This window comes from Micromonospora sp. NPDC047756 (assembly GCF_055587245.1).
This window is the reverse complement of sequence record NZ_JBVJGQ010000001.1, coordinates 883,632-896,397: the sequence shown is the minus strand read 5'-3', so window position 1 is coordinate 896,397 and position 12,766 is coordinate 883,632. Positions and strand designations below refer to the sequence as shown.

13 protein-coding genes are annotated in these 12,766 nt (G+C 72.0%); 8 read left to right on the top strand and 5 right to left on the bottom strand.

Annotated elements, in window-relative coordinates; all coding sequences use genetic code 11:
- Window positions 1-215: 215 nt before the first annotated feature.
- The 4 genes from ACZ6NZ_RS04210 (at window position 216) to ACZ6NZ_RS04195 (ending at window position 3,674) form a co-directional block, all read left to right on the top strand.
- Window positions 216-1,358 (top strand): TolB-like translocation protein, encoded by a 1,143-nt coding sequence (locus tag ACZ6NZ_RS04210; RefSeq protein ID WP_465855559.1) that lies wholly within the window; start codon window positions 216-218, stop codon window positions 1,356-1,358.
- A gap of 177 nt (window positions 1,359-1,535) precedes the next feature.
- The gene (locus tag ACZ6NZ_RS04205) at window positions 1,536-2,303 is read left to right on the top strand and encodes an SGNH/GDSL hydrolase family protein (RefSeq protein WP_366609981.1); all 768 of its coding nucleotides are present in this window, start codon (window positions 1,536-1,538) and stop codon (window positions 2,301-2,303) included.
- 2 nt (window positions 2,304-2,305) lie between these two features.
- The gene (locus tag ACZ6NZ_RS04200) at window positions 2,306-2,752 is read left to right on the top strand and encodes an imidazolonepropionase-like domain-containing protein (protein ID WP_465855557.1); all 447 of its coding nucleotides are present in this window, start codon (window positions 2,306-2,308) and stop codon (window positions 2,750-2,752) included.
- Window positions 2,753-2,771: 19 nt separating this feature from the next.
- On the top strand, window positions 2,772-3,674 hold the full coding sequence (locus ACZ6NZ_RS04195; RefSeq protein WP_396794920.1) for a sulfurtransferase: 903 nt from the start codon (window positions 2,772-2,774) through the stop codon (window positions 3,672-3,674).
- Between the two features lie 112 nt (window positions 3,675-3,786).
- Here the strand turns inward: ACZ6NZ_RS04195 and ACZ6NZ_RS04190 are convergent, their stop codons facing one another.
- The 3 genes from ACZ6NZ_RS04190 to ACZ6NZ_RS04180 all read right to left on the bottom strand — a co-directional run bounded on the left by ACZ6NZ_RS04190 (window position 3,787) and on the right by ACZ6NZ_RS04180 (window position 6,177).
- Window positions 3,787-4,980 (bottom strand): hypothetical protein, encoded by a 1,194-nt coding sequence (locus ACZ6NZ_RS04190; protein ID WP_465855555.1) that lies wholly within the window; start codon window positions 4,978-4,980, stop codon window positions 3,787-3,789.
- Window positions 4,977-5,525, bottom strand: coding sequence for a SigE family RNA polymerase sigma factor (locus ACZ6NZ_RS04185; RefSeq protein ID WP_465855553.1), 549 nt, complete (start codon window positions 5,523-5,525; stop codon window positions 4,977-4,979). Before ACZ6NZ_RS04185 ends, ACZ6NZ_RS04190 begins: the two co-directional genes overlap by 4 nt.
- Before the next feature lie 70 nt (window positions 5,526-5,595).
- Complete coding sequence (locus ACZ6NZ_RS04180; protein ID WP_465855551.1) at window positions 5,596-6,177, bottom strand: TetR/AcrR family transcriptional regulator; 582 nt, start codon at window positions 6,175-6,177, stop codon at window positions 5,596-5,598.
- A gap of 105 nt (window positions 6,178-6,282) precedes the next feature.
- On the opposite strand from ACZ6NZ_RS04180, the gene ACZ6NZ_RS04175 reads away from it, so the two are divergent.
- Complete coding sequence (locus tag ACZ6NZ_RS04175) at window positions 6,283-7,440, top strand: FAD-dependent oxidoreductase (protein ID WP_465855549.1); 1,158 nt, start codon at window positions 6,283-6,285, stop codon at window positions 7,438-7,440.
- Here the strand turns inward: ACZ6NZ_RS04175 and ACZ6NZ_RS04170 are convergent.
- Window positions 7,437-8,660, bottom strand: a complete 1,224-nt coding sequence (locus tag ACZ6NZ_RS04170; protein ID WP_465855547.1) for an MFS transporter — start codon at window positions 8,658-8,660, stop codon at window positions 7,437-7,439. The two genes, ACZ6NZ_RS04175 and ACZ6NZ_RS04170, sit on opposite strands and share 4 nt — an antisense overlap.
- Before the next feature lie 205 nt (window positions 8,661-8,865).
- Between ACZ6NZ_RS04170 and ACZ6NZ_RS04165 the strand changes: the two genes are divergently transcribed.
- From ACZ6NZ_RS04165 to ACZ6NZ_RS04155, 3 genes are all read left to right on the top strand, one after another.
- Window positions 8,866-9,465: a TetR/AcrR family transcriptional regulator gene (locus ACZ6NZ_RS04165; RefSeq protein WP_238669677.1), complete on the top strand. Its 600-nt coding sequence runs from the start codon at window positions 8,866-8,868 to the stop codon at window positions 9,463-9,465.
- A gap of 71 nt (window positions 9,466-9,536) precedes the next feature.
- Window positions 9,537-10,898, top strand: a complete 1,362-nt coding sequence (locus ACZ6NZ_RS04160; RefSeq protein ID WP_465855545.1) for an acetyl-CoA carboxylase biotin carboxylase subunit — start codon at window positions 9,537-9,539, stop codon at window positions 10,896-10,898.
- Window positions 10,899-11,093: 195 nt separating this feature from the next.
- Window positions 11,094-12,014, top strand: coding sequence for a hydroxymethylglutaryl-CoA lyase (locus tag ACZ6NZ_RS04155; RefSeq protein ID WP_465855543.1), 921 nt, complete (start codon window positions 11,094-11,096; stop codon window positions 12,012-12,014).
- 54 nt (window positions 12,015-12,068) lie between these two features.
- Here ACZ6NZ_RS04155 and ACZ6NZ_RS04150 read toward each other — a convergent pair whose 3' ends face one another.
- The gene (locus tag ACZ6NZ_RS04150) at window positions 12,069-12,629 is read right to left on the bottom strand and encodes a snapalysin family zinc-dependent metalloprotease (RefSeq protein ID WP_465855541.1); all 561 of its coding nucleotides are present in this window, start codon (window positions 12,627-12,629) and stop codon (window positions 12,069-12,071) included.
- Window positions 12,630-12,766: the final 137 nt, after the last annotated feature.

Below are 12,766 nucleotides of genomic sequence, written 5' to 3'. Positions count from 1 at the left end.
AAAGGGCGCGTCACCCTCGGGTGGCCCGCCCTTTCTGCGTCTGCAAAACGCTGATGGGCCGGGTGTTGATCACGGTCGGTGAGCTGCGGAAAAGGTTGCCGGTGCGAGCGGATCCGACTGTCCGGTAGTAGCGCGCCGCGACGGCAACTCGCCGCGGGCAGCGGCTCGTCTTGGGTGGTGTCAGGCACGGTAAGCCTCCACAAAGGATTGAAGCGATGAACCTCGGCCCGTTCACCCACACCACCCGTCCCGCCTCGGCCCGCCGCTCCGGCGCGCTCGCCGGTACGGCCGCACTGCTGCTGCTGACGTTCGGCGCTGCGGCCTGCGGCACCGCCGACCCGAAGACCACGCCCACTCCGACCGAAAGCGTCACCGGCACTGCTGCCGCCACCCCCGTTCCCGCGACCGGTGACACCCCGGCCGCCGGCACGGGCGGCTCCGTGCCGGATGCGGCCCCCGCCGTCGCGCCGGCCCGGCCGGCGGTCGGCTCGACGCAGTGGCCGCAGCTCACCTGGTACACCGCCGAGGAGAACGGCCAGAAGCAGAACGACCCGGCCCGGATCTGGCGGCGTACCTCTGCTGGGACGTGGCAGGCGGTGCGTTCGGGCCGTCCCGGGAACGGCAAAGCCCTTAACGGCCCGCTCGCCGTCTCGCCGGACGGCCGACGGGTGGCCTGGGCGGAAGGGTCCGCCCGCCGGCTGGTGATCAGCGCGTTCGACGGAACGAAGCGGCACGTCATCCCGACCCAGGGTCAGCAGACCTGCGCGCCGAGCTGGCTCGACTCCGGGCGGGTGCTGTACGGCCTGGGGCGGGAGAAGGACCTGACGCTCATCGCGGTCAACGCCGACGGGACCGGGCAGAAGGTGCTCGCCACCCACTACCCGAAGTGCCCGACGGTGTCCGGCGGATGGATCGCCCAGGTCGGCGCGCAGACCGTGGCGATCGGGGACGAGCGAGGCGTCCGACGTGCGATCAGCCCGCGCCTCCCCGCCGGCCTCGTCATCGGTGGAGTGGCGGCGATCTCCGGCAACGGCCGGACGCTGGTGATCAGCGCCCACACGACCAGCCCCGGAGGATGTGGGTGCAGCGAGCGGTTCCGCAACTACCGGCTCGACGCCGTCAGCGGGGCCGTCACCGAGCTGGCGCCGTTGGACCCGGCCTGGAAGCAGCCGACCGGGCACGGCCAAGCCATCGACGGGCTCGTGATGGCCGACGGCGGTCTGGTGGTGCAGATCAACGCGGCGACGCCGGCTGACGGCGCGCCGGCGTACCGGTTGGTCCGTTACGCCGCCAGCGGCCGGGTGCTGGCCACCGCGTCGGTGCCCGCCGGCCAGCCGTGGGGCGGTCTGCTGGGCTGAACTCCCGGTGCGGCGTCACCGGGTGATGAGGGACCGGCCACTCACGGGGGTGGCCGGTTCCGCCCGTCGTCCTCCGCGCCATGACCTCCGACACGTCGTGGATTCGGGGCGGTGCCGGGCATTGCTGCGGTGACAGACTGGTCGCCGCAGGCAACAGGTGGCGTGAGGGAGGCGCGGGTGCGCTGGGGCAGTTTTGTCGCGGTCGGGGACAGCTTCACCGAGGGTATGGACGACGCGTACCCGGACGGCACTTTCCGAGGCTGGGCGGACCTGGTGGCGACCCGGCTCGCCGCCGACGCGGGGCCCGACTTCCGGTACGCGAACCTGGCCATTCGGGGCCGGCTCTTCCCCAGCGTGGTCGCCGAGCAGGTGCCCTCCGCCGTGGCGATGAAGCCGGACCTGATCAGTTTCGCGGCCGGTGGCAACGACGTGCTGCGGCGTACCTTCGACCCGGACACGCTGGTCGCCCGGTTCGACGAGGTGGTCCGGCAACTCCGCTCGGGTGGAGCGGACGTGCTCCTCTTCCGGTTCGCGGACGTGATGGCCCGACTGCCCGGCCAACGCCTCGTCGCCCCCCGGGTGCAGCTGCTCAACCAGGCGGTCGGTGAGACCGCCGAGCGGCACGGCGCGATCATGGTCGACCTGTACGCCGACGACACGTTCCTCAACCCCATGCTCTGGAGCACCGACCGGCTGCACCTCTCCCCGGCCGGGCATCGCCGGGTCGCCGGGCAGGTGTTGAACGCCCTCGGGGTTGGTTGCGACGAGGAGTGGATGATGGTTCCGCCGCACCCGGCACCGTCGCCATGGCTGGCCGCCCGCGCTTCCGACCTGCGGTGGGCCGGTCAGTACCTCGCCCCCTGGGTGAAGCGGCGGTTGACCGGTCGGTCGTCCGGCGACACCGTGACGGCGAAGCGCCCGCAACTCGGTCCGCTCGTTGACTGACCATGATCACCCTGCACACGGCGGCCCTGCTGCGCCGTGACCCGGACGGCGAGCCGTTGCCCGACCACGCCGTGCTGGCTAGTGGCGACCGGATCGAGGCCGTCGGCCCACTGGCCGAGCTGAGTTCGGCGTACGCCAACGCCCGGGTTCGCCGCTGGCCCGGCTCGCTGGGGCCGGGTCTGCTGCACGACAGCCCGCTCCCGCCCGCCCCGACCCCGCGTGAGCGGGTGCACGCGCTGCTGCGTACCGGGGTGACGGCGGTGCTGGCGGAACACCTGACCGACCCTGCCCTGCGGGCCGCAGCCGAGCGCGGCGACCTGCTGGTGCTGGCCACCGCCGTGGCCCCGACGCTGCGTCCGGGCGGGCGGGCCGACCTCGCGGTGCACGGCCCCGACGGTGCCTGCCTGGTGACCGTCGTCGCTGGCCGGATAGCCCACCGTCGCGCCTGAACGGCGTACCTTGGGGATCATGTCTGTGCCGAACGATCCCGATCCCCGCCTCCAGTCGTACGCGGACCCGCAGCGGCTGGTCACCACCGAGTGGCTGGCCGAGCATCTGGGCGATGAGGGCCTCGTCGTCGTCGAGTCCGACGAGGACGTGCTGCTCTACGAATCCGGTCACATTCCCGGTGCGGTCAAGGTCGACTGGCACCTGGAGCTGAACGATCAGGTGACCCGGGACTACCTGGACGCCACGAGCTTCGCCGAGATGTGTGCCGCGAAGGGCATCGGCCGGGGCGACACCGTCGTCTTCTACGGCGACAACTTCAACTGGTGGGCCGCGTACGCCCTCTGGGTCTTCTCGCTCTTCGGCCACGCCGATGTGCGACTGCTCGACGGCGGCCGGCAGAAGTGGATCGCCGAGGGACGCGAGGTGACCCGCGACAAGACGGCTCGCCCGCGCGCCGACTACCCGGTGCCGCTGCGTGACGACGCCCCGCTGCGGGCCTTCCGCGAGCAGGTCATGGCGCACGTCGCGTCCGGCCGGCCACTGGTCGACGTCCGGTCGCCGGGTGAGTACACGGGCGAGATGCTGCACATGCCGGACTACCCACAGGAGGGTGCGCTGCGCGGTGGGCACATCCCGGGCGCGGTCAGCAAGCCGTGGAAGTCCGCAGCCAACGAGGACGGCACGTTCAAGTCCGCCGACGAGCTGAAGGTGATCTACGCCGACCAGCTCGGGCTGAGCCCGGACGACGACGTGATCGCGTACTGCCGGATCGGCGAGCGGTCCAGCCACACCTGGTTCGTGCTGCGGCACCTGTTGGGCTACCCGCAGGTGCGCAACTACGACGGCTCGTGGACCGAGTGGGGCAACCTGGTCCGGGCGCCAGTGGTCAAGGGCGATCAGCCCGGCGGCCTGGCTGCCTGACCGGTTCGTCGTGTGATCGACTCGGGTTCCCCGATGTCGTGCTGTCCCCTTCGCTGGGACACCGCGACGTCCATGAACCCGAGTCGATCACGTTGAGGCGACGTGCTCCTGGTCAGCCCGCGATTGCGATCACGCCGCGCAGGTCGCGGACGATCCCGGTGATCTCGCCGGTCTCCGGATGCCAGCGCGCCAGGGCGGCCGGTTCCAGTCGGAGCAGCACCGCGCCCCTGTTGTCCCAGCCCAGCACCTCGCAGCAGCCCTTGCCGCGCTCCCGGCCCAGATCGAGCAGGTGGAGCACGGCACCGGTCCGCGCGTCCAGCACGGCGGCACCCTCGGCACCGTCGATCTCGCCGCTGGTGATCCAGGCTGCCCGGGCCAGCCGCTCGCCGTGCAACCAGCCCCGGCCGTAGAACTCGTTGACCTGGTAGGGCGAGGGCAGCGCCGAGGCGTTGATCGGCTGTTCGGAGCGGAGCTTGCCGTCCCGGGCGGTTCGGCTGCGCAGCTCCAGGCTGGTCCGCTCGCCGTACGTCTCAATGAGCGGGGCCTCGCGGCCGGCGGCCGGATCGGGTGCGATCAACTCCCAGGTCGACACGTCGATCGTGCTGGCCGTCCCGGTGGCCCGGTCCACCGCGTACGTCCGGTCGTCGCCTCCGACCAGCACCCGGTCGTGTGCCCACACCACCAGCTCCAGGTAGCCGTCGAGCGGTATCCGGCGGACGGCCGCCGTGGTGAGGTCGATCATGATCAGCTCTTTGGTCTGCGCGAACGCGGCCGATCGGCCGTCCGGCGACAGCACTCCCGGCTTGAGGGCCGTTGCCTCGTTGCCGCTCGCGTCCCGGGTGGGTGCCAACGGCACCACGTCGAGGCTGCGCACCACGCCGTCGTTGCCGAGCACCCGGACCGGGCCGTCCTCGCGACCCTCCTCGTCCAACGGCTGAAACAGTGCCAGGGCCCGCTGGACCGGTCGCTCGGAGAGCGACACTGTCGCCGGGGCGCCGAGCTTGGCCAACGGATCGGGCGGGTAGGTCAGCTCCGCGGGCGGCCGCTGCACCGGAGCGCCATGGGTGGGATCGGCGGTCGGCGTCACCGTCGGGCCGACCGGTGGGACCGGCGTCGAATTGGCGGGCGGTCGCAGCGCCGCCACAGTGCCACCGCCGACAAGGAGTACGGCCACGGCGACCACCGCGACGGCCCGCCGGGTACGCCGGGTGCGTCGAGCCCGCTCCCATCCGGCGCTGGCCGGCTGGCTGGGGAGCACGTCCTCGACGCTGACGGTCAGCAGTTGGCGCAGTTCCTGTTCGTTCACGGGTTCACCTCCAGACCGCTGGCCAGATCGGCCGAGCCGTGGCTCGGTCGGGCGTCGCGGGCGAGGTCCGGGGCGACCTCGCGGAGTCGGCGCAGCGCCGCATGGCACTGGCTCTTCACGGTGCCGACTGTCACCCCGAGCGCCTCGGCGGTGGCGGCCTCGGTCAGGTCCTCGTAGTAGCGCAGCACCAGCACGGCCCGCTGCCGTGGTGGCAGCAGGCCCAGCGCGTCGTGCATCGTCAGCCGCAACGCGCCGTCACGGTCGTGGGCCACCTGGTCCGGCGGTGCGGCGCTGAGCCATTCCCGCCGTCGGCGACGCCACCACGACACCGAGTCGCGGTAGAGGATGGCCCGCACGTACGCGGAGGGGTCGCCGTTGCGGACCGAGGACCAGCGCAGCGCCAGCTTCAGCAGCGCGTCCTGGAGGAGGTCCTCAGCCTGATGCTGGTTGCCACAGATCAGGTAGGCCGCACGGAGCAGCCGGTGCTGGTGGTTCTCCACGAAGGCGAGGTAGCCCTCGCGTCCGTCGTCCCTCGGCGGCGCCATGCGCCCCCCTCCCGGCCGTCGCGCTGTAGGCGTCAACTGGCAGACGCACGGGAGGTGGGAAAAGGTTGGGTCAGCCCGGCGGCGTTCCGGTCAGATAGCGCTGGAGAGTCGGCGCGATCCAGGAGACCAGGTCGTCCGGCGGGGTGTCCACCATGGGTGGCAGGCGGACGATGTACCGGGTGAAGGCGAGGCCGAGGATCTGGCTGGCCACCAGGCCGGCCCGTCGGGCGGTCAGCGCCGGGTCGCCGCCGAACGTGGCCACGGCGGCGGTGAGCTGGTCGGCGAAGATGCCACGCATGCGTTCGGCCGCGCCGGGGTTGGTGCTGGCGGCCCGCAGCAGCGCCACCAGGGTCTCGTCGCCCTCCCAGCGGGCGAGGAAGTGCCGGACCAGCACCTCACCGAGTCGAGCGGGCGGCACCGAGGTCAGGTCGGGCAGGCGTAGGTCGAATTCGGCCGCCGCCGCGAACAGCCCCTCCTTGCTGCCGTAGTAGCGCATCACCATCGAGGGGTCGATCTGGGCGTCGGCGGCGATGGCCCGGATCGTGGCGCGCTCGTACCCGTCCGCCGCGAACCGTTCCCGGGCCGCTCGCAGGATCGCCGCCCGGGTGGTGTCGGAGCGTCGGGGTTGGGTCGACGGGGCGGACGAGGTCATGTCAACGACCGTAGGCCAACAACTGTTGACACGCAATCGGGCGGGCCATACCGTTGCCAACAAGTGTTTGCCAACAGGTGTTGGCAACGGTCTTTGGAGGTGGCCATGCTGCCCACGAGCACCGACGTCCTGGTGGTGGGCGCCGGCCCCACCGGTCTCGCCACCGCGTTGACGCTGGCAAGGCGCGGCGTCGAGGTGACAGTGCTGGACCGGTTGGCCGCGCCGCCGACGACCTCCCGCGCCGCCGTCGTGCACGCGTACACCCTGGAGGTGCTGGACCGGATCGACGCCGCGGCGCCGCTGATCGCCCAGGCGGTGCGGACGCCGCGCTTCACGGTGCGCGACCGGGACCGGGTGCTGCTGTCGGTGCCGTTCCACGAGCTGCCGTCCCGCTTCCCTTACGCGCTGCTGGTCTCCCAGGCGGTCACCGAGGCCGTGCTCACCGAGAAGTTGGCTGAACGTGGTGTCCAGGTACGACGGCCGTGCCAGCTCACCGGGCTGAGCCGGGTCGGTGACGGCATGCTCGCGCAGGTCGACGGTGCGGCGCTGCGGGCCCGGTTCGTGGTCGGCGCGGACGGCCTGCACAGCTCGGTCCGGCAGTTGGCCGGCATCGGATTCACCGGCAGCAGCGACGAGGAGTCCTTCGTGCTCGCCGACGTGCGGGTGAGCAGCGTGCTGCCCCGCGACGAGGCGGCGCTCTTCCTCGCCCGCCCCGGGCCGCTGGTCTGGGCGCCGCTGCCCGGCGGGGTGGTCCGGTTGGTCGCCGCCGTGGCGGACGCCCCGGCCGAACCGGACGCGGCCTACCTCCAGGCGCTGCTCGACGAGCGCGGCCCGGCGCGGCGACCCGACCGGGTGACCGAGGTGCTCTGGGGTTCCCGGTTCCGGGTGCACCATCGGATCGCCGACACCTTCCGGGTCGGACCGGTGCTGCTGGCCGGCGACGCCGGGCACGTGCACAGCCCGGCCGGCGGGCAGGGCATGAACCTCGGGATCTGCGACGCGGTGGCACTCGGCACCGCGGTGGCGGACGTGCTCGACGGTGGCCCCGAGACGCTGCTCGACGACTACACCGCCCGGCAGCGGCCGATGGCCGAGGACGTGCTGAGCTTCGCCGCCGGGCTGACCAGGATGGCCGCTGTCTCCCCGGCTCGTCGGCCCGCCCGGGACGTGCTGCTCCGGCTGCTCGGTGCCGTTCCACCGGCCCGCCGACGCATCGCGCTGCGGCTGTCCGGGCTGTCGCACCGGGAGCGGACGCCGAGCTAACCCGCGCCGCTCGACACGGCGGACACGGCCGGTCGCAGTGTCCGCCACGCGGCGACGGTGACCAGCGCGAACGTCGCCGCCGCAGCGCCCGCCACCGGTGCCGTGCCGTACGACGCGGCGGCCAGCCCGGCGAGCGCCGCCCCGAGCGGTGCGGTGAGCAGACCGACCATCCGCTGGGCCGCGCCGACCCGGCCCAGCAGTTCGCCCGGCACCTGCCGCTGCCCGTACGACGCCCACAGGCTGTTCCACACCACTGTGCCGGCGGCGAAGACGGCCAACGCGATCCCGCCCCACACCGGATGCCGAGCCGCCGCGAAGCCGGTCAGCGCCACGGTCTCCACGGCCAGCACCGCACGCAGCGCCGGCACCGTGCCGAGTCGGGCGGCGAGGCGTCCCGCCCCGAGCGCCCCCGCCACGCCCCCGATGATGGCGGCGGCGGCGAACAGCCCATAAGCGGCCGGTGGCACCCGAAGCACGTCCAGCGCGTAGAGCACCAGCACTGCCATGATTCCGCTGATCGCCAGGTTGCTCGCGGCGGTGAGCACCGTGACCCGCCACAGGGTCCGGTGCGCCACCAACCACCGCAGCCCCTCGACGATCTCGCTCCACACCGAGTCGCGCCGCCGCGCCGTTTTCGGGGTGCTGGCGGACGGCGCACCGAGGGCCAGCACGAGCAGGGCGGCCGCCGCGAAGGTGACGGCGTCGAGGGCGAACGGAAGTGCCGGGGCCACGGCGAACAGGACACCGGCGGCGGGTGCCCCGAGGAAACCACCAGCCACCGCCGACCCCGCCTGGAGCCGACCGTTCGCCCGGGGCAGCGCGTCCGGTGGCACCAACGCGGGGAGCAGGGCGAACGATGCGGAGTCGAAGAGGGTCCCCAACGTGGCGAGCAGAAACGCCGCCACCAGCAGCACCGGCACGCTGACCCGGTCGAGCGCGATCACCACGGCCAGCGCCGCCACCACTGCTGCGCGTACCCCGTCGACCACTGCCATCGTCCGGCGGCGGTCCCAGCGGTCCGCGTACACGCCGCCGAGCAGGCCGAAGAGCAGGGGCGGCAACTGCCCGGCCACGGTGACCGCCGCGATGATCCGCGGATCACGGGTCACGGTCGCGGCCAACAGCGCCAACGCCGGGGTACGCAGCGCGTCCCCGAACCGGGACGAGACGGCCGCGGACCACAGGAGCTGGAAGTCCCGGCCCAGAGCGGAGGAAGTCATGCCGGCGACCGTGCCGGTTCGACCGGGTCGAGGGTCAAGCCAGTTCGGAGCGCGACGAGGGTATTTCCTCCCGGCACGAGATCCTCGGCCGGCTCGGTTGACCTCGCCGGCCGCCCCTGGCCAGGTCAGGAGCGGCCCGGCCCGAGGCGGACGGACGGAACTGACCGGCAACCATCGCGGGCTCCGCGCGGTCTAGGCTTGTCCGGTGACGGTGGAGCAGCAGGCACGGGGTGCGGCGGGTGCGGGCCGGCGCAGGTCCCGCAAGGACGAGATCCTGGAGATCGCGGTAGGTCTGTTCGCGGCGCGTGGCTATCACGGCGTCTCGATGGACGACATCGGCGCGGCCGCCGGGGTCACCGGTCCGGCGCTCTACCACCACTTCGCCGGCAAGGAAGCCATGCTGGCCGCCGCGCTGATCCCCGTCAGTGAGGGGTTGCTGGCCGGTGGGCGGGAACGCGCCGTCGGGCGCTCGGACGACCCGCGCGGCGTGCTGGAGTCGCTGATCGACTTCCACGTCGAGTTCGCGCTGGCCAACCCGGCGGTGATCGCGTTGCACCTGCACGAGCTGGACCGCCTGCCCGAGGAGCCGCGGCGTCGGATCCGTCGCCTGCAACGGCTCTACGTCGAGGAGTGGGTGACAGTGCTCACCGCGCTGCACCCGGGGATGCCCGACGGTGAGGCCCGGGTGCTCGCCCACGCCGCGTTCGGCCTGATGAACTCGACGCCGTTCCTCGGTGGTGAGGTGGACCGGCGACGCCGCGCGGAGCTGCTGCGCGGGGCGACACTGGCCGCACTGCTCGCCTGAGCCGACTCGTCAGAACCGTGCCGGTCATGATTCCCTGACATCGTCCCACCATCCGGACGCCGGGAGGAAACATGATCGAGTCACTGCTGGTCGCCAATCGGGGCGAGATCGCCCGCCGGATCATCCGGACCGCCAAGCGGCTCGGCATCCGCGTGATCGCGGTGCACTCCGAGGCCGACGCCGACCTGCCGTTCGTCGCGGAGGCGGACGAAGCGGTCCTCATCGGCCCACCGAACCCGGCGCTGAGCTACCGCAACACCGAGGCGATCCTCGCCGCCGCCAAGTCGACCGGCGCGCAGGCGATCCACCCCGGTTACGGCTTCCTGTCGGAGAACGCCGAGTTCGCCCGTACCGTCGAGGCGAGCGGCCTGATCTGGGTCGGACCCGACGCCGACGCGATCACCGCGATGGGCGACAAGATCAACGCCCGGAACCTGATGGCGGCGGCCGGTGTTCCGGTCGCACCGGGCACCACCGACCCGGCCGCCGACCCGGACGCCGCGGTGACGGCCGCGGCCGAGATGGGCTACCCGGTGATGGTCAAGGCCGCCGCCGGCGGTGGCGGCATGGGCATGGGCGTGGCGGTCGACGAGGCCGCGCTCCGCGCCGAGTACGACAAGGTGCGCGCGTTCGCCGAGCGGATGTTCGGCGACGGCTCGGTGTTGATCGAGCGGTACTTTCCCCGGGTACGGCACGTCGAGGTGCAGATCCTCGGCCTGGCCGACGGCCGGGTGGTGGCGCTCGGCGAGCGGGAGTGCTCGGTGCAACGGCGCAACCAGAAGCTGGTCGAGGAGTCCCCGTCGCCGGCTGTCTCGCCGGAGCTGCGGTCCCGGCTGCTGGCGGCGGCGGTGCGGGCCGGCGAGGCGGTCGGCTACCGCAACGCGGGCACCGTGGAGTGCCTGTTGGTCCCGCGTGAGCAGGACTCCGACGCTCCCGGCTCCGAGGATTTCTTCTTCCTGGAGATGAACACGCGGTTGCAGGTGGAGCACCCGGTGACCGAGTACGTGTACGGCATCGACCTGGTCGAGGAGCAGTTGCGGGTGGCCTCCGGGTTGGCGCCGACGTTCGACCCGGACGCGTTGACCCCGAGTGGGCACGCCGTCGAGATGCGGATCAACGCGGAGGACCCGAAGCGCTTCCTGCCCGGCCCGGGTGTGATCAGGACGTGGGTGGAGCCGACGGGTGAGGGTGTCCGGGTGGACTCCGGCTACACCGAGGGCAACACGGTCACCCCGTTCTACGACAGCCTGCTGGCCAAGCTGATCGTCAGCGGCGCGACCCGCGACGAGGTGCTCGATCGCGCGAAGGCAGCCGTCGCGGCGTTCCGGATCGAGGGCCCGAAGAACAACGTCCCCTTCTTCGCCGAGTTGTTGGACAACGAGGAGTTCCGCTCCGGCGCCTACGACACGGGCATCGTCTCCCGCATGCGCTGAACGAGCAGGCCGTTGGGGCGGTGCGGTCTGGCCGTGCCGCCTGGCGGCCGGGCAAGACTGGTTTGCAGGCCCTTTGCTCTGCTTACCTATATGCGCCAGCCGCTGCCCGATGACGGACAGTAGCCGGCGCACATAGGGCAGCAGAGCAAAGCGGCCGACATGCTGTCCCGATCCGACGTCACAGCGAGGTGACCGATGAGCCAGTTGCCAGATTCCGTCTCGATCCGCGAGGTCGGGCCGCGCGACGGGTTGCAGAACGAGGACCCGATCCCGACCGACGCCAAGGTGCGGCTGCTCGACGCCCTCTCCGGAACCGGCGTACGACGAATCGAGGCGGTGTCGTTCGTGCACCCGAAGGCGATTCCGCAGATGGCCGACGCCGACGAGGTGTGGCAGCGGGCGGTCAAGGTCGACGGGGTGCGGTACTCCGCGCTGGTGCCGAACACCCGAGGCGCCCAGCGGGCCCTCGCCGCCGGATTCACCGAGATCGAGGTGGTGGTCTCGGCCAGTGACACGCACAACCGGCGCAACGTCAACCGGTCCACGGACGAGTCGCTGGACGACATCGCCGAGCTGATCGACCTGCTGCACGGCGCGTCGGCGCGGGTCGAGGTGATCGTGGCGACCAGCTTCGGCTGCCCGTACGAGGGGGACATCGACCCGCAGCGGGTGGCCGGGATCGTGGACCGGGTCGTCCGCGACGGCGCGGACCGGGTCGCGTTCGGCGACACCACCGGCATGGGCACCCCACGTCGGGTCCGCGAGCTGCTGACCGCGGTACGCGACCGCAACGCGCACGTGCCGGTCCTGCTGCACTTCCACAACACCCGGGGTACGGCGCTGGCCAACCTGCTGACCGCGCTGGAACTGGGGGTTACCGAGTTCGACGCCAGCGTCGGTGGCCTCGGTGGCTGCCCGTACGCGCCGGGGGCGAGCGGCAACCTGGCCACCGAGGAGGCCGTGCACATGCTGCACGACATGGGCATCGACACCGGCATCGACCTGCCGGCGCTCATCGAGGTGGCGGAGTTGGCCGAGGAGTTGCTCGGCAAGAGGCTGCCGTCGGGTGTGCTGCGGGCCGGTCCGCGTACCCGGCTGACGCCGCTGCCGGGCTGAGGACGCGACGAAGGGGCCGGCGCGCGCCGGCCCCTTCGGTTTTCGCGGGTTCGGTCAGCTCACCGTGGTGAGCGCGCTCGGCCAGCTGTCGCGGAAGATGTCCGCGCTGCGGTCGGTGGCGCTGAACGTGCCGGCGAAGAGGTTGCTGACCCGGTTCGCCTCGGCGCTGCTCGGGTACGGGTTGGTGCAGCCGGTGCCGGCGCTGCCGCCGGACATCAGCAGCGAGCAGTTCCCGTTGTAGTTGTCCGGCAGACCGAGAATGTGCCCGATCTCGTGCGTCATGATCCGCAGCGGGCTGTACTGCGCCGCCTGCTGGGTGTCGATGTAGACCCGGCCGTTGCCGAGGCTGGTCCGGATGGCGTACGAGCCGCCGCCGGTGATCTGGTAGATGCGCAGGTTGGAGCCGCAGTTGGCGGAGAGCGTGAGGTTGACTGTGGCGTTGTTCCAGATCGAGGCGGCCTGGTTGGCCGTGCCGGCGTAGCCGCCCGCCTGGCTGGTGTTGTAGCAGATCGTCATGGCGGCGGACGCGGGCGACGGGTTGGCGACCGTGACGCCGAGGGTGGCGAGTGTCGTCGCGAGTACCGCGACGGCGAGCCGATTGAGTCGTGAGGTCATCGCTGACTCCAATCTGGGAGGGGTGTCAGGAGCCTAGCGACATGTATTCATGTTTTTCAATGTCTTGCTCTCGGCTCACCTGTCTGGTTCGCTCGTAGGTCGCCGACAGTCGCGCCGATGCGCTAGCCTAACGATCG

What these genes read in the sequence shown, in the direction of transcription:
- ACZ6NZ_RS04210 (WP_465855559.1), top strand. Translation starts at nt 216, where the DNA reads ATGAACCTCGGCCCGTTCACCCACACCACCCGTCCCGCCTCGGCCCGC.
- ACZ6NZ_RS04200 (WP_465855557.1), top strand. Translation starts at nt 2,306, where the DNA reads ATGATCACCCTGCACACGGCGGCCCTGCTGCGCCGTGACCCGGACGGC.
- ACZ6NZ_RS04195 (WP_396794920.1), top strand. Translation starts at nt 2,772, where the DNA reads ATGTCTGTGCCGAACGATCCCGATCCCCGCCTCCAGTCGTACGCGGAC.
- ACZ6NZ_RS04185 (WP_465855553.1), bottom strand. Translation starts at nt 5,525, where the DNA reads ATGGCGCCGCCGAGGGACGACGGACGCGAGGGCTACCTCGCCTTCGTG.
- ACZ6NZ_RS04180 (WP_465855551.1), bottom strand. Translation starts at nt 6,177, where the DNA reads ATGACCTCGTCCGCCCCGTCGACCCAACCCCGACGCTCCGACACCACC.
- ACZ6NZ_RS04175 (WP_465855549.1), top strand. Translation starts at nt 6,283, where the DNA reads ATGCTGCCCACGAGCACCGACGTCCTGGTGGTGGGCGCCGGCCCCACC.
- ACZ6NZ_RS04170 (WP_465855547.1), bottom strand. Translation starts at nt 8,660, where the DNA reads ATGACTTCCTCCGCTCTGGGCCGGGACTTCCAGCTCCTGTGGTCCGCG.
- ACZ6NZ_RS04160 (WP_465855545.1), top strand. Translation starts at nt 9,537, where the DNA reads ATGATCGAGTCACTGCTGGTCGCCAATCGGGGCGAGATCGCCCGCCGG.
- ACZ6NZ_RS04155 (WP_465855543.1), top strand. Translation starts at nt 11,094, where the DNA reads ATGAGCCAGTTGCCAGATTCCGTCTCGATCCGCGAGGTCGGGCCGCGC.
- ACZ6NZ_RS04150 (WP_465855541.1), bottom strand. Translation starts at nt 12,629, where the DNA reads ATGACCTCACGACTCAATCGGCTCGCCGTCGCGGTACTCGCGACGACA.